Genomic DNA, 18,564 nt, shown 5'->3' on the forward strand with positions numbered 1-18,564 from the left:
GCCCCGGCGGTTACGGATTTTCGGGTCGTCAGGATCTCAGTCCTCGTCGAGCCTCTGCTGTGGGATTCCAGCAAGCAAAGCCCGAACTTCCGACTCGCGGTAGCGGCGATGGCCACCGAGCGTTCGGATCGAAGAGAGCTTGCCGGCCTTAGCCCACCGGGTGACGGTCTTCGGATCGACACGGAATAGCGCGGCAACCTCAGCCGGTGTCAGCAGCGGCTCGGCGTCGGGCGATCGGGTGGTCATGTCAGCCTCCATGAACGGGGCGGATACCCCGGCTTCCGACATCGTGCCTTGTTAGGACACGTCGCGGGAACAATCCAGACGGATGATCCCCCATCAGGAGGAAGCATGACGTTGGTTGTGTACGTACGGTCACGGCATGGCACCTTACAGTGATCGAACCACGAATGTGGCCCATCCGACACGCCTCGCGGGTCGGTTCTAACGTTCGCTCTCGTGCGCACTCCCTCGATAGCCGATGTGTCCGCTGAACACCGGATGTATGCCCCTCAATCGAGCCATGCGGTATCACCCAGAACACATCAAACCCCCTCGAGGTCGGTGTGTGCCCCACTAAAGCAGCCATCACTGTGTGGAGCACCCCCGAAGCGCCCAGATCCATATTCTCAGACCCCGATGGGGACGAAGCGTCACGGTGCGGCTTCCGGGTGACGTCATTTCTCACAGTGACCCCCACCCCGGGTGAACCCCTCGTGACCACGAGCCGACCCCCCGGCGATCGCCATAACCTTCACGGGCGTGTTGCCCACGATTAGGACATAGCTATCAAACCACGCGTGCCGTTTCGTCGCTTCGTGTGACCGTCATGTGAGACCGGACACTGCACGGAGAGGTATCGGTGACCGCGAGAAGTGACTCCCGGAGCGGCGGGGTGAGCGTCGTACGCAGGTTGCACGTAGGATGGAACACGCAACACCGCGGTCGGCAAACGGGTTACGACTACCCCCTGGTTGGGTCAGTCGTTCCAACCGGGATGCCGGAACCGCACCAGACGATGTAGCGTTTGGCGTCACGAGAGACTGATGACCACTCCGGGGCCGCGCCATGTGCGCCTGCGCCGGGTCGACGTTTAAGGGGGTCGACGCCATGGGGCGCGGCCGTCAGAAGGCCAAGCAGACGAAGGTCGCTAGGGAGCTGAAGTACTACAGCCCCAGCACCGACTATGACGCCTTGCAGCAGGAACTCGGCACTCATGATCGTCGGCCGAGCCCGAGCATGCCTGTGGAGGACACGGATGCCGGTCGAGACGACGATGAGTACGACGAGTACGCCGATTGGGCATCAAACGGTCGTCACCATTGACTGAAGACTCGGCCCCGGTGCCCTCAGGGGTACCGGGGCCGAGTCTGTCAGGGCGACTCCGGGCGATCATCGTCCTCCTCCTCCGCAAGGCTGACCAGGCCCGGCGACGAGCAAGAACGAACAGCAGGACGGCACGCCACGATGAGGTCGCGTGTCCGCACGGTGCTTGAGGTGAACCCGGCAGCAGGATGTGCCGGGTTCACCTCTTGTCATGTCTCGCCCTGTCAGAGTGCGGTCCATGTCGCCACGCCGGCCCTCAGGCCCGGTAGTTCCCGACCAGACGCACCGCACCACCGTCGACACCCTTGGTGCCCTGGACGGTGCCCTCAGCGGCTGATCCGTCGTGGTTTCCGACCTGGCCCAGTACCCAGGCGGGAAGATTGCGGCCGGCGAAGAGTTCCAGCGTGCGGTCGGCCGCGGCCGGATCCACCACGAGCACCATGCCGACACCCAGGTTGAACGTGCCCTCGGCGTCGGCCAAGGGCACCGACCCGAGCTTCATCAGCAGGTCGAACACCGGCTGCGGGCTCCAGGTGGAGCGGTCCAGCACGGCGCTGCTACCGACCGGCAGAACCCGGGCGAGGTTGGCGGCCAGTCCACCACCGGTCACGTGCGACACGGCGTGCAGCTGGCCTCCCAGGGCCTGTGCGGCCGCCAGGACGTCTGCCGTGTAGATGCGGGTGGGCTCCAGAAGCTCCTCGCCGATGGTGCGGCCCAGATCCGGCACGTTGCGCTCGAGCGACCAGCCGGCCAGCTTCAGCACACTGCGCACCAGCGAGTAGCCGTTGGAGTGCATCCCGGACGACGCCAGGCCGATGACCACGTCGCCGGCCCGGACCCGTTCGGGTGAGAGCACGTCGTCGGCCTCCACCACGCCGGTGGCGGCCCCGGCGACGTCGTACTCGTCCGCCGCCATCAGACCGGGGTGCTCGGCCGTCTCACCGCCCACCAGGGCGGTGCCGGCCAGCTCGCAGCCCTTGGCGATGCCGCTGACGATCGCGGCGATGCGCTCGGGCACGACCTTGCCGACCGCGATGTAGTCGGTCATGAACAGTGGGCGGGCACCGCACACCACGATGTCGTCCACGACCATGCCGACCAGGTCGATGCCGATCGTGTCGTGGATGTCGAGCGCCCGCGCGATGCCGATCTTGGTACCGACCCCGTCGGTACTCGTCGCCAGCAGCGGCCGCCGGTAGGACGTGAGAAAACTCGCGTCGTACAGCCCGGCGAAGCCGCCCAGGCCGCCCAGGACCTCGGGGCCCTGGGTGCGCTTGACGGAAGCCTTCATCAATTCGACCGCGCGGTCACCGGCCTCGGTGTCGACACCGGCAGAGGCATAGGTCAGGGCCGTGGAACCCGGCTCAACTGAAGCCACAGAGATCACCCTACTCAAGGAAATGCAGACGGACCGAGAATCGGTCGGTCTCAGGGACGGGTGAGAGCGTCGACGGCGCCACCGGCGATGCCGGTCGACACACCCTCGACGTCACGGCGCCCGGTCGTCTCCGTGATCTCCAGGCCCAGCGGGAGCTGAGGCTGCTCCAGGGCGTGCTTGCCCAGATGCTCGGAGTCGGGCAGCGCGATCGGGTACTTGCCGGTGAAGCAGGCCGTGCAGAGCCGCTCGGGCTTCTGCTCGGTGGCCTCGACCATGCCGTCCAGGGAGATGTATCCCAGTGAGTCGGCGCCGATGCTGGCGCGGATCTCGTCGATGCCCAGACCACTGGCGATCAGTTCGGCCCGGCTGGCAAAGTCGATGCCGTAGAAGCACGGCCAGGTGACCGGGGCGGAGGAGATGCGCACGTGCACCTCGGCGGCGCCGGCCTCACGCAGCATGCGCACGAGGGCACGCTGGGTGTTGCCGCGGACGATCGAGTCGTCCACCACGACCAGGCGCTTGCCCTTGATCACGTTTTTCAGCGGGTTCAGCTTCAGCCGGATACCCAGCTGGCGAATGGTCTGGCTGGGCTGGATGAAGGTGCGCCCGACGTAGGCGTTCTTCACCAGGCCCTGGCTGAACGGGATGCCCGACTCCTGGGCGTAGCCCACGGCGGCCGGGGTACCCGACTCCGGCACCGGGATGACCAGGTCGGCCTCCACCGGGTGCTCGCGGGCCAGCTGGCGGCCCATGTCGACCCGGGCCTCGTGCACGACCTTGCCGTTGATCGTCGTGTCGGGCCGCGCCAGATAGACGTACTCGAAGATGCAGCCGGTGGGCGTGGCCTCGGCGAAACGCCGGGAGCGCAGGCCGTCGGCGTCGATCGCGATGAACTCGCCGGGCTCGACCTCACGCACGAACGCGGCCCCGACGATGTCGAGGGCGGCGGTCTCGCTGGCCATCACCCAGCCGGTCTCGAGCTTGCCGATGACCAGCGGGCGCACGCCGTGCGGGTCACGGGCGCCGTAGAGCGTGTGCTCGTCCATGAAGACGAAGCTGAAGGCCCCGCGCAGGTGCGGGAGCACCTCCAGAGCGGTCGCCTCCAGCGTGTGATCGGGATCACCGGCCAGAAGTGCCGTCACCAGTGCGGTGTCGGTGGTGTTGCCCTGAACGATCTCGCCGCGGTCGAGAGTGCCGTAGCGCTCCGCCACCAGCTCACGCAGTTCGTGGCCGTTGACCAGGTTGCCGTTGTGCCCCAGGGCCACCGTGCCGGCAGCAGTGTCGCCCAGCGTGGGCTGCGCGTTCTGCCAGGTCGACCCGCCGGTGGTGCTGTACCGGCAGTGACCGACCGCGATGTGCCCACGAAGAGACTCGAGTGAGGTCTCGTCGAAGACCTGGGAGACCAGGCCGATGTCTTTGTAGACCAGCAGTTGCTTGCCGTTGCTGACAGCAATCCCCGCTGCCTCCTGGCCGCGGTGCTGAAGTGCGTACAGGCCGTAATAGGCCAGTTTCGCTACCTCTTCACCGGGGGCCCAGACTCCGAAGACCCCGCAAGCATCTTGCGGACCCTTCTCGCCGGGGAGCAGTTCGTGCGAAAGCCGTCCGTCGCCGCGCGCCACGTCGTCGAGTGTCGCACATCTGGAGGAGGTCGCGGCATCGGCCGGAAGGGCGGACCCGCCCGGCCACGGCCCGGCGGCCTTGCCTTTCAGTCTTTGCGACGGTCCAGGAGAACGGCCGAGCCACAGCCGAGAAGGGCGCCGAAAAGCCCGAAAATGGCCACGAAGTAACCCAGAATGGTCTGCTCCGAGTAGTCCCCGGCCACCTGGGTCGAGAGGGCGATCACCGCCCCGATCAGAATCCCGATCGCCGCCCCGGTGAATCCGAAGGCGCGATAACGCGGCGCTCGACGCAACCGGTACGAAGTGGGCGACTCCGGCTCGGCGGGCACATCGACCACCCGGTCGTCGGCCGGCTTCACCGGCTCCTGACCCTCGGCAGCGTTCCCCGGCAGTTCCTTGCTCTCAGCCACGGACACGACGGTACCGACTATTGCCTGTCACCGGGGACGAGACCGCCCAGCGGCAGCAGGCCGGACAGGTCGGCCCGCTGGCCACTGGCTCTCACCCGGCCCCGATGAGCCGCCTCGGCCCAGGTCAGACGTCCGGTGACGAGCTCCAGCCAGGTCTGTGGGTCGGTCTCCACCACATTCGGCGGCGTGCCCCGGGTGTGCCGCGGCCCATCCATGCACTGCACCGCCCCGAACGGCGGCACGCGCACCTCGGTGGTCGGCCCGGGCGCCCGGGCGGCGATCTCCTCCAGCGCGAAACGCACCGCACTGGCCAGGGTCGGCCGGGGAACACCGGTCGGATCGGCCGCCCACGCCCGCAGGTCGCCCCGCCCCACCTCAACATCAATCTTGCGCCGTCTCACCACCACGGACCCATCCTCCTCCAAACCCGGTCGTGATCATGCAAAACCTCCCCGGCGTTCTAGAACTGTCGATGTGAGAGTTCTAGAACTCCGGGGAGGTTTTGCATGATCACGGAGAAGGTTTTGGGGGTTTCAGGGGGCTTTGGCTATTCCTGACAAGGATCCGCTCAGGCCCGGGAAGATCTGGGCGAGGGATCCGGCCCCGCAGCGTTTCTGCAGGATCTCGCCGAGGATCTGGCGGTAGTCGGTGGTGCCGGCCAGGTCGCCGTCCACCAGGTCGGGGTCGGACAGACCCGGCCAGCGGCCGTGCACCTTTCCTCCGACGATTCCCCCGCCCATCAGCAGCACCGCGTTGCCGTGGCCGTGATCCACTCCACCGGAACCGTTCTCGGCCACCCGCCGGCCGAACTCGGAGAGAGTGACCACCGTGACCTTCCCGAACCTCGAGCCCAGGTCGGTGGCGAATGCGGCCAGGGCCAGCGCGAGGTCGCTGAGGTGGTCGTGCATCCAGCCCTCGGTGGCCGAGCCCATGGCCGCGTGCATGTCCCAGTCACCCTCGTCGACACAGGCCACCTGCAGGCCGACGTTGGCCTTGATCATCCGGGCGACGTCGCGCAGGGCGTCACCGACCGCCGAATCCTTCGGATAGGCAGCACCGTTCGCGGGCTTGTAGGCGGCCATCGAGGCGGTGGTGGCCGTGGCGCTCAGGGTGGCGGCGGCCGGGGCGGAGATGGCCTCCGGGGCACCGGCGTTCATCGCGGTCAGGGCCTTGGTCCAGCGCTTGCGCTCGGTGGTGTCCCAGGCTCCACTGATCCGGAACGAGTCGACGCTGCCCAGGGCCATTTCCGGGTTCGGGCCGGCCAGGGCCAGGGGCACCTGTGTGGAGCCGACCTGCGAGGCCTGGAAGATCGTTCCGCGGGAACGGCTTCCGAGGGTGCGATCGAGCCAGCCGGTGCGCAGGCTGGAACCGGGGGCGGCGCGCTCGAGCTCCTGCATGGCCTGGAAGTGTGAGCGGGTCGGGTTGTCCTGGCCGACCGCGTGCACGGCCCCGAAAGTACCGGCGTCCCAGAACTTCTTCAGCGGTTTGAGGGCCGGGTGCAGACCGAAGACGCCACCGGCCGGGATCAGCGAGCGCTCCTGGATACCGATGGTCGGGCGGGCCTTCAGATAGCCCGGGTCGCCGATCGGTACCACCGCGTTCAGCCCGTCGAAGCCTCCGCGCAGCGAGAGCACGACCAGCACGTCACCGGTGTAGGCGGCGGGCGAGGCGGCGAAGGCGTACTGGGCATTGAACCCCTCGACGGCGGTCAGCACACCACCGAGGGCGCCCGTCGCGGCAAGTCCCCGCAACAAGGTGCGACGGGAAAGGCCGGTGGGGGCGTCGGGGCAGAGACAGTCAGGGGCGAGAGGGGGGATGCTCATGCGGGCTGTGGTGTCCTCGGCGTCGGATCGGTCTGGCGGCAGGAGGTCGTCGGATCGGCGCGGGCGCCCCGGCAGGAGCGGTACAGCTCGTACGGCGGTTCCGTCGGCCGGGGGCGAGAAGTCATGAGCCCCTGGGAACCGGGCGTTTCCTCGTCCGAAAGCCCTTTACCGCAACGCGTGCGCCGGCGAGTCGAGCAGCAGACTGACCACGTACGCAAGCCTCCCCCCGATGGCGTAACTGTCTTTCACCAGGGGCGTGGACGGAGTGATCTTGTGCCATTCGTCGGTCAGGAAGTCGCAGATCGCCACCTGCTGCACCTTCGTGGCCTTCTGCTGGAGCAGGCGTTCGGAGAGGGCGTCGATCAGCGCACCGTGCGTGGCCGGGCGGGGCCTGGGGATCAGAGCGACCAGGTCCGGGCCGGTCAGCGTGGTCGGCCACCAGCGGGCGGCGATGTTCAGGTGCGAGTTCCAGCGGGCCAGGGTGCCGGCCGGGGACTGCCAGGCCGTGGCCACGTCGGGGTATCCGTTCGGCGGACCCCAGTAGAGCGGCGAGTGACCCATGTCGAGAATCATCCAGTGCAGGTTCTCGATGCCCTCGATACCCGAGGCGTCCGGCTTCACCCCGAGCACGCGCAACGTCGCGACCAGGTCTTCGTACGGCCGGCGCACCTTCTGCCCCGCTGAACCGGCGAACTCACTGCTGCCGAACAGTTCTCGCAGCACCGGAACGATCGCCGTGTCGTTGGCCAGGTAGACCGAGGCGAGCCGGGCGACCAGTGCCTCGGGCGGGCTGTCACCGACGAACCGCAGGCACAGTTTCGTCGCCAGCTGCCGGGCAGTGTTCTCGTGCCGCGCGAGGTAGTTCAGGTAGGCGACCGCAACGTCGCGGCCGCCCGCCGCCGTCGCGTTCGCGGAGCTGAAGCCGAGCACCGCCACCGGCCCCACCCAGTGCCGGCTGGCCCGGTAGGTCGCCTCGCCCGAGCCATCGGTGCCCAGCCCGGTGAGGATGCGCGCGCTGTTCTTGACATCGTCTTCGGAGTACCCGGCGCTGATCCCCACCGTGTGCAGTTCCAGCAGCTCACGGCCCTGGTTCTCGTTCGGGTGATCCTTGGTGGACGAGGTGTTGTCCAGATAGCTCTGCATCGCCGGGTGCAGACTCGCCGCCACCAGCAGGTCGGCGAACTTGCCCAGCGTGTGCTTGCGAATCACCCGGTCGTAATCGGCCCGCGAGTCCCAGACGTCGCTGGACGGGCAGGTCACGTTCAGGTGGTTCGACCAGAACTCGACCATCAGCTCGAACAGCTGCCGCTCGCTCCAGATCGCCCGCACCATGGTCGCCCGGGTCAGCTCGATCATGACGTCCCAGCTGCCGAAGCTCTTGGCGTACTCGCTGCGGACCTTCGAGATCGACCAGTTCACCCGGGGAAAGCGCCGGAGAATGCTTTCCGCGGAGGTGTCTTTGATCGTCTCGGGCCTCAGCTGACGGTCGAGCCAGGCCTGCCGGCCCAGGCCCTGCACCCCGGCCAGCAGGGCAGGGGTCGGGCCGTAGGTGGCTCGTCGCACGAGGAGCATCGTCTGGGCGTCCATCGGGCTGCCTGTCGGCATCCGTTCGGGTTCGCTGAGCGGCCGGTCGGGTGAGAGTGGAGCGGGTGAGGGCAGAGCACTGATGGGGGACGCGGATGCGCACCTTTGACGCTCGGGTCACCCGGTCACGGTGCGCGCCCGGTGGCAGTAGGTCTTGTGGGGCACGCGCAGCGTCTGATGATCACCCTGTTCGGCGGCCACCCGTTCAGCCAGGCGCCGCACCTGTTCCAGCACCTCGTCGCGGTCGGGCCGGCCCGCGACGTACGACCAGCTCGACGCCAGCTGCGGCAGCGCCGCCGTCGGCAGGACCAGCGTGTAGTCGAAGACCACGTCCGCGACCGGACCGTAGAGCTGTGACGGTAGGCCGACCACGGCATCACCGCTGTGCACCGGCCCGTCGGCGCTGTCGGCGTGACCACGATTCGCCGCAGAACCGGTGCTATCGGCCCGGGCGTTGATCTCAGCGCTCCAGCGCGGAACGCCCGCCACCTGGTTGAGCTCTGCCACCCAGGGCACCGTGACATCACGGTTGTGCCAGGCCACCGCCAGCAGGCCACCCGGGCGCAGCACGCGGGCGATCTCCAGCGCGGCGGCCGGCTGTTTCATCCAGTGCCAGGCCTGCGCCACGGTGACGACGTCGACGCTGTGGTCGGGCAGCGGGATCTGCTCGGCGGAGCCCTGGACCGCCCGCACCTGCGGCAGCTTCCCGGCCAGCACCGCCAGCATGCCCTCGTCAGGTTCCACCGCTGTCACCCGGTGCCCCGACGAGGCCAGCGTGCTGGTGAGTTTGCCGGTGCCCGCGCCCAGGTCGACCACGTCGAGCGCCACCCCCTCGCGGCCCGACCCCGGTTCGGCACCGGTGAGCCACGCAGCCGTGGCCGCGGGCCAGTCGGGCCGGATGCTGTCGTAGGTGGTCGCGTTGGCACCGAATGAAACCCGCTGCTGTTCCCACGTCATGAGGGGACTCTAGATGAGGGGTCCGACAGTCTCCCGAGACTCCTGGCCGCCGAACACTGGAGTCTCCCGGACGTCCACCATTATTCGATCGGTGGTGGCGGCGCGGCCCCGGTCATGATGGCCACCGTGTCGGACATCGAGTGGGACGCGGGAGTCACCACGGCGACCCGCCGCCCCAGCCGCTGGATGTGGATGCGGTCGGCCACCTCGAACACGTGCGGCATGTTGTGGCTGATCAGGATCACCGGCAGACCCCGGTCGCGGACGTCGCGGATGAGTTGCAGCACCCGGTTGCCCTCTTTCACCCCGAGCGCCGCGGTGGGCTCGTCAAGGATCACGACCTTGCTGCCGAAGGCCGCCGACCGGGCCACTGCCACCCCCTGACGCTGTCCACCGGAAAGACTTTCGACGGCCTGGCCGATGTCTTGCAACGTCGCGATGCCGAGTTCGCCCATGTGCCGCTGGGCCTCGGAGCGCATGTGCTGGTGGTCGAGCATCCGGAAGATCGACCCGAGCGGGCCGGGACGGCGTTCCTCCCGGCCCAGGAACAGGTTGTCCGCGATATCGAGACCCGGTGCCACGGCGAGGGTCTGGTACACCGTCTCGATACCGGCCGTGCGCGCGTCCATCGGCGTGCGGAAGTGCACGGGCTCCCCGTCCAGCCAGATCTCCCCGCTGTCCGGGACCAGCGCCCCCGACAGGGCCTTGATCAGGCTGGACTTCCCCGCCCCGTTGTCGCCGATCACCGCGAGGATCTCCCCCGGGTAAAGCTCCAGGTCGGAGCCGTCCAGGGCGGTGACCCGGCCGTAGCGTTTCACCAGCCCCCGGGCCCGCATCACCGGCGTCCGGTCGGTCAGTTCCACCCTGTGCAGGACTTCGCCCTCGCCGGGCGTCTGGGTACTCATGCCCTCACCTTCCGGATCCATTGGTCGATAGTGACCGCGAGCAGAACGAGCAGGCCGATCGCGAAGCCCTGCCAGACCACCTGAACCCCGGCCAGCACCAGCCCGTTCCGGAACACGCCGACGATCAGCGCCCCGACGAGCGTGCCGATCACGCCGCCGCGGCCACCGAAGAGACTGGTACCGCCGAGCACCACGGCGGTGATCGAGTCGAGGTTGTACTCGGTGCCGACGTTCGGATCGGCCGAGGCCAGGCGGCCCATCAGCACCCAGGCCGCGACACCGTAGACCGCGCCGGCCACGACGTAGACCGACAGCAGCACCCGGTCGGTACGGATACCGGCCAGCCGCGCGGCCTCGGCGTCGTCACCGGTGGCGCGCACGTGCTTGCCCCACGCGGTGTGCGCCAGCAGGTAGAAGAAGAAGCCGAAGAGCAGCAACATGATGATCGAGCCGTAGGTCAGGCGGAAGCTGCCGATCGGGATGGTCTCACCGGTCCAGGTCATGATCGCGGGCATGTCGCTACCCCGCACCGTCTCGCTGCCGGAGACCACCGAGTTCAGCGAGAAGAAGACGGACAGCGTGCCGAGGGTGACGATGAACGGCGGTAAGCCGAGGCGGGTGACCAGGATGCCGTTGACCGCACCCATCAGCGTCCCGAACACCAGCCCCAGGAGAAGGGCCAGGACCCCTGGAAAACCGGCGTCGAAAGCCAGATTCGCCATCAGGATCGAGGAGAACACGGCGATCGCCCCGGCCGACAGGTCGATGCCGGCGGTCAGGATGATCAGGGTCTGCCCGAGGGCCAGCAACGCGATCACGGTGACCTGCTGCAACACCAGGCTGAGATTCTCCGGGTTGAAGAACCGGGTGTTGATGACGGAGAACACGATGACGGCCAGCAGCAGCACCGCCAGCGGGCCGAGCGTGGGTCGGTCGTGCAGTACGTGCTGAATCCGGTCCTGCGCCGACTCCTGCCGGCGTTCCTCGAAACCAGTTGTCATCTCGTTACCCCCAGCAGTTCTCGGCGCCGAACGTGGTGTCTTCCGACTCCACGCCGGACTGCGGATCATCGGTGATCAGAGTGACTCCGGTGTCGGTGAAGTCCTTACCCGCGGGGTTGCTCGGCCGGGCCCCGGTCGAGGCGAACTTCGAGATGGCCGTTACCCCGTCGGAGGCCATCTTCAGCGGGTACTGCTGCGAGGTGGCGCCCAGCTGACGGTCTTTCACACTCTGAACGCCCGGACAACCACCGTCGACGGCGACCAGCACCACCGAGTCGGCCTTGCCCGCGGCCTTCAGCGCCTCGTACGCCCCCGCCGCGGCCGGCTCGTTGATGGCGTAGACCAGGTTGATGTCGGGTTCGCGCTGCAACAGGTTCTCCATCGCGGTGCGCCCACCCTCGGCGGCGCCGTCGGTGACGTCGTGCCCGGAGATCCTCGGGTCGTTCTCGTCGCCGATCCGGTTCGGGTCGCCGACGTCGATGCCGAAACCCTCCATGAATCCCTGGTCACGCTGCACATCGACCGAGACCTGGTCGGGGGTGAGGTCGAGGAACGCGATGTGGGCGTCCTGGGCCCGGTCGCCGAGTTTGGCCTTGGCCCACTCCCCCACCAGTTTTCCGGCGGTGAAGTTGTCGGTGGCGAAGGTCGAGTCGGCCGCTCCGGCCGGGTCGAGCTGGGTGTCGAGCGCGATCACGGCCAGCCCGGCCTCTTTCGCCCGGTCGATCGCGGGCACGATGGCTCGTGAGTCGTTCGGCGTGATCATGAAGCCCTTGGCGCCGAGCGCCATCAGGTTCTCGATCGCGGTGACCTGCGACTCGTTGTCGCCGTCGATCTTCCCGGCGAACGTGCGCAGGTCGATGCCGTCTTTCGCGGCCTGGGCCTGCGCGCCCTTCTTCATCGTCACGAAGAACGGGTTGGTGTCCGTCTTCGTGATCAGTCCGATGATGGGACGACCGTCGTTGCCACCGGAGCAGGCGGCCAGGCCCACGGCGGACACGGCGAGAACGACGGCGGCAAGCCGGTAGGGACCTGAACGCGGCACGAAGCGGCTCCTTCGGTTCGCGTCGAGCCGCCGTGGCCGGGCATTTTCAAGCGTGCGTGGGCACACCCGGACAGGCTCCCGACATCCTCGTCGGCTACTGGACGAACTCTTACAAGTTACGCCAGATCCGGAGATTCGGTAACCGCCTCGTCACTGAACGAGTCCGCTGGGCGCAGCTAGTGCGAACGCACACCGTGCATCACAACCGCGCGGTAGGTTCTCGGCAGGGGATGTCGATCTCGGGCGCGAGGGGAGCGGCGGGCCATGGACAGCCAGCTGCCGGAGACTGCAGGAATGCCGATACGAAGCCAGCAACTGGGGCGACGGCCAACGATGCGGGATGTCGCCGCGGTCGCGGGCGTCAGTCTCAAAACTGTTTCAAGAGTAGTGAACGGCGAACCGGGGGTGTCCAGCACTCTCGGCCGGCGGGTGCGCGAGGCGATCGACGAACTCGATTTCCGGCCCAACATCGGAGCCCGCAGCCTGCGCCGGGCCGGGGGTCGCACGGCCACGGTCGGGCTGCTGCTCGAAGACGTGTCGAACCCGTTCTCGTCAGCTTTGCAGCGAGCCGTGGAAGACGTCGCGATACCGCGCGGCGTCATGGTGTTCACCGCCAGTCTGGACGAAGACCCGCAGCGCGAGCGCGAGCTCACCCGGGCCTTCAGCGCGCGGCGGGCCGACGGCCTGATCATCGCGCCGGCCAGCAACGACCAGTCGTACCTGGAGAGTGAGCTGCGCGCGGGTACGGCCATCGTCTGCATCGACCGCGAGGCCAAGCGGCTCGACGTGGACTCGGTGCTCACCACCAACGTGGCCGGGGCCGCGGCCGGGATGCAGCACCTGCTCGACCACGGTCACCGGCGGATCGCGTTCCTCGGTGACCGGGCCGACATCACCACGGCGCAGCAGCGGTACGAGGGATACACCGAGGCTCTCACCGCAGCCGGGATCCCGGTCGACACCAGCATCGTGCTGAGTGACCTGACCAGTCAGGCCCTGGCCCAGGCCGCCGCGATCCAGTTGCTGAAGCAGCCCGACCCGCCCACCGCCGTGTTCGCCGCCCAGAACCTGGTCACCATCGGCGTGGCCCGGGCCCTGCGGCAGATGAAGCGCGAGCACACGGTGGCGCTGGTGGGGTTCGACGACTTCCCGCTGGCCGACCTGCTCGATCCGGGAATCACCGTGGTCGCGCAGGATCCGACGGCGATCGGGCGGCTGGCCGCGACGGTTCTGTTCGACCGGATCGGGGGCAACGAGGGCCCGCCCGAAACACACGTGGTGCCGACCCGTTTGATTGCCCGGGGCTCCGGCGAGATCCGGCCTCCCGACCCGGCGTGATCAGGCAAAGTGTCCCCGGACCGACGATTCGGTCCGGGGACACTTTGCCTGATCAGGAACAAGGATGGTGGACGCCCGCCTCACCCAGGAGGTCGGGTGAACACCCTCGTCGGCGGGGTCTCGGGCTCAGCCTTCCTTGTGGATCCGGGCCGTCAGCAGCTGGAAGGCTGCGTAGCAGGCCAGGCCCAGGGCGACCAGGGTGAGGATCCACTGGCCGAACGGCTGGCCGGCGAGGGTCTTCAGCGCGGCGTCGAGGCCTCGGGCCTCTTCCGGCTGCGACTTCACCCCGGCCACGACGATCAGGATGCCCAGCGTGCCGAAGGCAACGCCCCGGGAGATCCAGCCGGCCTGACCGAGACGGGTGATGCCCTGGCCCGGGTTGCCCTCGAGCTTCTCCAGGAACTTCTTCTTCACGCCCTTGTAGGCCATGTACCCGGCGTAGGCGATGACGGCCAGACCGACGATGACCACCAGCACGCGACCGGCCGGGGCTCCCATCAGCGAAGCCGTCCAGTCGGCGGTCTTGCTGCTGGAGCTCTTGCTGCCGCCGCCGAAGCCGATGCGCAGCGACTGCACGGCCAGCGAGGCGCCGAAAATGCCCTTAGCCGCGGCGCTCACGCGCTTGAAGGCGCTGTCGTCACTGGGCGGGCCGATGATGCTGAGCAGCAGCTGCCAGACCGCGAAACCGATCAGGCCGATGCCCATGATGATGAGAAGTGCTTCGCCGAAGGGCTTCTCCGCCACCTTCTGGAGAGCACCGGTGTTGTCGGCGTTCTCCGACGAGCCGCCCCAGGCGACCTGCAGGGAGATCCAGGCGAGCAGCAGGTAGACGATACCGATGGCTGCCACACCGACCTGCCCCAGCCGCTTCAGCCATTTCGAATTAGCCTGGCGGGCAAGACCTTCAGCAGTGTTCTGGGCGCCGGACGCCTTGCCCTCGGCGCCGGACGAGCCGTTTCGTGTCGGCGTGGAACTGGCCATCGTCTGCCTCTCACTCCTCATGAAGATGATCGACGACCAACGTCGCACAGGCGGACCAACCGCGCATATCGAGAATGATCAGCTATTGACTCCAGGCCTGGGACAGCGGTAGCAGGGCCTGGGCCACCGACAGCTCGGCCTGCGTGGTCACGTGCACGTTGATCGCCTCACCCGGCACCACCACGACCCGACCGCCGGCCGCAGCGACCATCGCGGAGTCCTCCACCGCGTCCGCGATCAGCTCGTGTGCCCGGCGCAGCACCGGCAGCGAGAAGGCCATGGGCATCTGCGCGGAAACGCTGCCGCCGGCCGGGGTGGTGGCCCCGGCCAGACCCAGAAGGTTTTCGTCGTCCACTGTTTCGATCTTCTTGACCGCATCGGTGAGCGGTAGTCCGGGCAGGGCCGCGTCGGCACCGGCACGCACCGCGTCGATCACCCGGCGGTAGAGGCCGGGCGAGGCGAGAGGGTGCGCGGCATCGGTGATGCAGACGATCCCGGCGTCGCCGGGAAGAACCGCCAGGCCCGATCGCACCGACTCGGCCCGCGTGGCACCGCCGGTGGCCCGGACACCCTTGCCAGACCAGGGGTGACCGGCCGGGAGCACGACGACCACCCCGTCACAACTCTCCGCGGCGATGTCGACCACCCGCTCCAGCAGGGTCTGGCCGCCGAGCACAGCGAACTGCTTCAGCCCACCGAACCGGGTACCGCCACCACCGGCGAGAACAACGCCCCAGACGCTCATGGGCAAAACGGTATCGCCCGCCGATCCACCGGATCGACGGGCGATGACCAGGACCAGGAACGACTAGGCGTTCAGCGCCGCCGGCAGCGTGGCCTCGTGCGAGGCCCGCAGCTCGTCGAGAGTGAGGCTGAACCGGCCGGCCACGGCGAGCGAGTCGCCACCGGTCGTGCCCAGCTCCACCAGCGGAACGCCGTTGCCCGCGCAGGCCTGCGTGAACTGCTCCACGGCCTCCGGCTTCACGGCCACCACCGCGCGCGCCGTGGACTCGGCGAAGAGCAGCGTGAACGCGTCGACGCCGTCACGCTCCAGGGCCGCGTCGAGCGAGACCGAGGCGCCCACACCGTGGCGCAGCGACGCCTCGACCAGGGCCTGGGCCAGACCACCGTCGGACAGGTCGTGCGCGGCGAACACCAGACCCTCGTCGGCGGCCGTGGCCATGACCGATGCCAGGGCCCGCTCGGCCTCCAGGTCGACCGCCGGCGGCAGGCCACCCAGGTGCTCGTGCTGCGACCAGGCCCATTCCGAACCGGAGAACTCGGCCCTGGTGGTGCCCAGCAGGAACAGCTGCGCGCCGGGGGCCTTCCAGCCCGACGGGGTGCGCCTGGCCACGTCCTGCAGCACGCCCAGCACACCCACGACCGGGGTCGGGTGGATGGCCGTGGTGCCGGTCTGGTTGTACAGACTGACGTTTCCGCCGGTCACCGGGATGCCGAGCTGCTGGCAGCCATCGGCCAGACCGCGCACGGCCTCGGCGAACTGCCACATCACGGCCGGGTCTTCGGGGGATCCGAAGTTCAGGCAGTCGGTGACGGCGAGCGGACGACCGCCGGCCACGCCCACGTTGCGGTACGCCTCGGCCAGGGCCAGCTGCGCACCGGTGTACGGGTCGAGCGCCGCGAAACGCTGGTTGCAGTCGGTGGCGATGGCGACCCCCAGGCCGCTCGACTCGTCCACCCGCAGCACGCCCGCGTCGTCGGGCATGGCCTGCGCCGTGTTGCCCTGCACGTAGCGGTCGTACTGGTCGGTGACCCACGAGCGGCTGGCCAGGTTCGGCGTACCGGCCATCGTCACGACCAGCTCGCCGAGCTCGGTGTCGTTCTGCGGGCGGGGCAGCAGGTCGGGCACCGCGGCCTGACGCACGTCCATCCAGTCCGGACGGGCGTAGGGCCGGTCGTAGACCGGGCCGTCGTGGGCCACGCTGCGCGGCGGCACGTCGACGATGGTCTCGCCGTGCCAGAGCACCACCAGACGGCCGGTCTCGGTGACCTCGCCCATCACGGTGGCCTCGACGTCCCAGCGGGTGGTGATCGCCAGGAAACCGGGCAGGTCTTCCGGGGTGACCACGGCCATCATGCGTTCCTGCGACTCGCTCATCAGAATCTCTTCCGGGGCGAGCGTGGAGTCACGCAGCGGGGCCCGGTCGAGGTGGACGAGCATGCCGCCGTCACCGTTGCTGGCGAGCTCGGAGAACGCGCAGCTCAGGCCGGCCGCTCCGAGGTCTTGGATGCCCTGCACCACGTCGGCCTTGAACAGGTCGAGGCAGCACTCGATGAGCACCTTCTCGGCGAACGGGTCGCCCACCTGCACGGCCGGGCGCTTGGTCGGGCCGCCCTCGGTGAAGGTGTCGCTGGCCAGGATCGACGCCCCACCGATGCCGTCGCCACCGGTGCGGGCGCCGAACAGCACCACCAGGTTGCCGTTTCCGCGGGCGTTGGCAAGGTGAATGTCTTCGTGCCGCAGGGTGCCCACGGCCAGCGCGTTTACCAGCGGGTTGCCCTGGTAGCAGGGGTCGAAGGAGACCTCGCCACCGATGTTGGGCAGGCCCAGGCAGTTGCCGTAACCGCCGACACCGGCGACGATCCCGGGCAGCACGCGGTGTGTGTCGGGGTGGTCGAGGGCGCCGAAGCGCAGCGGGTCCATCACCGCGACCGGGCGGGCGCCCATCGAGATGATGTCGCGCACGATGCCGCCGACACCGGTCGCTGCACCCTGGTAGGGCTCGACGTAGCTCGGGTGGTTGTGGCTCTCCACCTTGAAGGTGACCGCCCAGCCCTGGCCGATGTCGACCACGCCGGCGTTCTCACCGATGCCGACCAGCAGGTGTTCCTGCATCGCCGGCGTCGTCTTCTCGCCGAACTGGCGCAGGTGCACCTTGCTCGACTTGTAGGAGCAGTGCTCGCTCCACATCACCGAGTACATCGCCAGTTCCGACCCGGTGGGCCGGCGGTCGAGGATCTTGCGCACGGCCTCGTACTCGTCGGCCTTCATCCCGAGCGCGGCCCAGGGCTGGTCGACGTCGGGCGTCTTGCGGGCCTTGTCCACAGTGTCGAGAGCCTGCCGCTGCTGCTCGGTCAGGGGCGCGGAGGCCCCCAGAGCATCGAGGTTCTCGCCGTAGGTGTTGATGCTGTCGCTGGTCACGCGGAGAGCACTCCCTGCAGTGCGCTGGTGAAGAAGGCCAGACCGTCGGTGCCGTTGTTGGCCTCGGGGCCGTAGCCCGCCTCGGTGGCGTGTTCGGGGTGTGGCATCAGGCCGACGACGGTGCCGGAGGCGTTGCTGATGCCGGCGATGTCGCGGCGCGAGCCGTTCGGGTTCACGTCGAGATAGCGGGCGACCACGCGGCCCTCGCCCTCGAGCCGGTCGAGCGTGGACTCGTCGGCGATGAAGCCGCCCTCGCCGTTCTTCAGCGGGATGACGATCTCCTGGCCCTCGGCGTAGCCGTTGGTCCACGCGGTGCTCGTGCGCTCGATGCGGAGCTTCTGGTCGCGGCAGATGAACTGCTGCTTCTCGTTGCGCACCAGGGCCCCGGGCAGCAGGTGCGACTCGGTCAGCACCTGGAACCCGTTGCAGATACCGAGCACCGGCAGGCCGGAGGAAACCTGGTCGGGCGGGCCGGCCAGCCGGATGATCTCGTTCATCACCGGGGAGAACCGGGCGATCGCTCCGCAGCGCAGGTAGTCGCCGTAGGAGAAGCCGCCGGGCAGCACGACGGCGTCGACACCCTTGATGTCAGCGTCGTCGTGCCAGAGGGAGACCGGGGTACCGCCCGCGATGCGGACCGCGCGCACGGCGTCCCGGTCGTCGAGGCTGCCCGGGAAGGTGACGACACCGATGCGCATGGCCGTCACTCCGGGTCTGAGGCCGCGCGGACCGCGACGACGTCTTCGATGACGGGGTTCGAGAGCAGCGTCTGCGCCGCCTCGCGAGCACGGTCCAGAACGGCCTGGTCGACCTCGCCCTCGAACTCGAGCTCGAACCGCTTGCCCTGCCGGGCGCCGGCGAACTCGGCGAAACCGAGCCGGGCGAGGGCCCCGACGACCGCCTTGCCCTGCGGATCGAGGATCTCAGGCTTCGGCATGACGTCGATCACGACGCGACCCATGACGTGTGCTCCCTAGGTGGAGAGGTGGCTCAATGCACGTCAGACGCTACCCGACCTCACCGACAGAGCCGCATCG

At 68.5% G+C, this 18,564-nt stretch carries 18 protein-coding genes; 2 read left to right on the plus strand and 16 right to left on the minus strand.

Annotated elements, in window-relative coordinates; translation table 11 throughout:
• Positions 1–36: 36 nt before the first annotated feature.
• Complete coding sequence (bldC, locus tag LR393_RS09825; RefSeq protein WP_052533586.1) at positions 37–246, minus strand: developmental transcriptional regulator BldC; 210 nt, start codon at positions 244–246, stop codon at positions 37–39.
• Positions 247–1,110: 864 nt separating this feature from the next.
• Here bldC and LR393_RS09830 point away from each other — a divergent pair.
• A complete protein-coding gene (locus LR393_RS09830) occupies positions 1,111–1,326 on the plus strand; it encodes a DUF3073 domain-containing protein (RefSeq protein WP_231483270.1) in 216 nt (71 codons plus the stop codon).
• A gap of 256 nt (positions 1,327–1,582) precedes the next feature.
• Here LR393_RS09830 and purM read toward each other — a convergent pair whose 3' ends face one another.
• The 10 genes from purM to LR393_RS09880 all read right to left on the minus strand — a co-directional run bounded on the left by purM (position 1,583) and on the right by LR393_RS09880 (position 12,045).
• Positions 1,583–2,704 (minus strand): phosphoribosylformylglycinamidine cyclo-ligase, encoded by a 1,122-nt coding sequence (gene purM / locus LR393_RS09835; protein WP_231483271.1) that lies wholly within the window; start codon positions 2,702–2,704, stop codon positions 1,583–1,585.
• Positions 2,705–2,754: 50 nt separating this feature from the next.
• Positions 2,755–4,323, minus strand: a complete 1,569-nt coding sequence (gene purF / locus LR393_RS09840) for an amidophosphoribosyltransferase (protein WP_231483272.1) — start codon at positions 4,321–4,323, stop codon at positions 2,755–2,757.
• Between the two features lie 86 nt (positions 4,324–4,409).
• Positions 4,410–4,733, minus strand: coding sequence for a hypothetical protein (locus tag LR393_RS09845; protein ID WP_231483273.1), 324 nt, complete (start codon positions 4,731–4,733; stop codon positions 4,410–4,412).
• 17 nt (positions 4,734–4,750) lie between these two features.
• Complete coding sequence (locus tag LR393_RS09850) at positions 4,751–5,140, minus strand: sterol carrier family protein (protein ID WP_231483274.1); 390 nt, start codon at positions 5,138–5,140, stop codon at positions 4,751–4,753.
• A gap of 126 nt (positions 5,141–5,266) precedes the next feature.
• Positions 5,267–6,556: a DUF1501 domain-containing protein gene (locus tag LR393_RS09855; RefSeq protein WP_231483275.1), complete on the minus strand. Its 1,290-nt coding sequence runs from the start codon at positions 6,554–6,556 to the stop codon at positions 5,267–5,269.
• Positions 6,557–6,721: 165 nt separating this feature from the next.
• Positions 6,722–8,161 carry a DUF1800 domain-containing protein gene (locus LR393_RS09860; protein WP_231483276.1) on the minus strand — a complete coding sequence of 480 codons (1,440 nt, stop codon included), beginning with the start codon at positions 8,159–8,161 and terminating at the stop codon, positions 6,722–6,724.
• A gap of 96 nt (positions 8,162–8,257) precedes the next feature.
• Positions 8,258–9,097, minus strand: coding sequence for a class I SAM-dependent methyltransferase (locus LR393_RS09865; RefSeq protein WP_231483277.1), 840 nt, complete (start codon positions 9,095–9,097; stop codon positions 8,258–8,260).
• A gap of 80 nt (positions 9,098–9,177) precedes the next feature.
• Complete coding sequence (locus tag LR393_RS09870) at positions 9,178–9,933, minus strand: ATP-binding cassette domain-containing protein (protein WP_345718696.1); 756 nt, start codon at positions 9,931–9,933, stop codon at positions 9,178–9,180.
• A 65-nt stretch (positions 9,934–9,998) separates the two neighbouring features.
• On the minus strand, positions 9,999–11,003 hold the full coding sequence (locus tag LR393_RS09875) for an ABC transporter permease (RefSeq protein ID WP_231483279.1): 1,005 nt from the start codon (positions 11,001–11,003) through the stop codon (positions 9,999–10,001).
• A 4-nt stretch (positions 11,004–11,007) separates the two neighbouring features.
• Complete coding sequence (locus LR393_RS09880) at positions 11,008–12,045, minus strand: sugar ABC transporter substrate-binding protein (protein WP_231483280.1); 1,038 nt, start codon at positions 12,043–12,045, stop codon at positions 11,008–11,010.
• Between the two features lie 333 nt (positions 12,046–12,378).
• Between LR393_RS09880 and LR393_RS09885 the strand changes: the two genes are divergently transcribed.
• Positions 12,379–13,383 carry a LacI family DNA-binding transcriptional regulator gene (locus LR393_RS09885; RefSeq protein WP_231483305.1) on the plus strand — a complete coding sequence of 335 codons (1,005 nt, stop codon included), beginning with the start codon at positions 12,379–12,381 and terminating at the stop codon, positions 13,381–13,383.
• Between the two features lie 126 nt (positions 13,384–13,509).
• Here the strand turns inward: LR393_RS09885 and LR393_RS09890 are convergent, their stop codons facing one another.
• The 5 genes from LR393_RS09890 to purS all read right to left on the minus strand — a co-directional run bounded on the left by LR393_RS09890 (position 13,510) and on the right by purS (position 18,488).
• Positions 13,510–14,364: a DUF1206 domain-containing protein gene (locus LR393_RS09890; RefSeq protein ID WP_231483281.1), complete on the minus strand. Its 855-nt coding sequence runs from the start codon at positions 14,362–14,364 to the stop codon at positions 13,510–13,512.
• 82 nt (positions 14,365–14,446) lie between these two features.
• Entirely contained in the window at positions 14,447–15,109 is a 663-nt protein-coding gene (locus tag LR393_RS09895) for an IspD/TarI family cytidylyltransferase (protein ID WP_231483282.1), read from the minus strand.
• 63 nt (positions 15,110–15,172) lie between these two features.
• Positions 15,173–17,464 carry a phosphoribosylformylglycinamidine synthase subunit PurL gene (gene purL / locus LR393_RS09900; protein ID WP_345718698.1) on the minus strand — a complete coding sequence of 764 codons (2,292 nt, stop codon included), beginning with the start codon at positions 17,462–17,464 and terminating at the stop codon, positions 15,173–15,175.
• A gap of 59 nt (positions 17,465–17,523) precedes the next feature.
• On the minus strand, positions 17,524–18,225 hold the full coding sequence (gene purQ / locus LR393_RS09905; protein WP_231483284.1) for a phosphoribosylformylglycinamidine synthase subunit PurQ: 702 nt from the start codon (positions 18,223–18,225) through the stop codon (positions 17,524–17,526).
• 5 nt (positions 18,226–18,230) lie between these two features.
• Entirely contained in the window at positions 18,231–18,488 is a 258-nt protein-coding gene (purS, locus tag LR393_RS09910) for a phosphoribosylformylglycinamidine synthase subunit PurS (RefSeq protein WP_231483285.1), read from the minus strand.
• Positions 18,489–18,564: the final 76 nt, after the last annotated feature.

This window comes from Kineosporia mesophila (assembly GCF_021129235.1).
GTDB lineage: Bacteria > Actinomycetota > Actinomycetes > Actinomycetales > Kineosporiaceae > Kineosporia > Kineosporia mesophila.